We start from the raw sequence: 287 nt of genomic DNA, 5'->3' as shown, positions 1-287 counted from the left end.
ACCGATCTCAAGATCTCCGTGGCCCGCCTCGAAGGGCCACCCCGGCACCTGCTCACCGCGGGACGAGGATGAGACAGTGAGCACGGAGACCGTCACCATCGTCCTCAGCGCGATCGGCGTCGTGCTCACCCTCGGTACGAGCCTGTTCGCCGCGGGCGCCTGGATGGTCCGCCGCATCGACGACCGTATCGACGCCGTCGAGGAGAAGCTCAGCACCCGCATCGACGCCGTTGCCGCCGACGTCACCGATCTCAAGATCTCCGTGGCCCGCCTCGAAGGGCCACCCC

Annotated in this window: 1 protein-coding gene; it reads left to right on the top strand. The window is 68.3% G+C overall.

Annotated elements, in window-relative coordinates; translation table 11 throughout:
* Positions 1 to 76: 76 nt before the first annotated feature.
* On the top strand, positions 77 to 287 hold a 211-nt coding region (locus AX744_RS03285; RefSeq protein WP_061015388.1), incomplete at its 3' end, for a hypothetical protein.

Origin of the sequence: Microbacterium sp. CCH5-D1, assembly GCF_001557335.1 — a bacterium.
GTDB lineage: Bacteria > Actinomycetota > Actinomycetes > Actinomycetales > Microbacteriaceae > Microbacterium > Microbacterium oxydans.
Note: the sequence above shows the minus strand (reverse complement) of the source record. Positions and strands in the feature narration are given on the sequence as shown.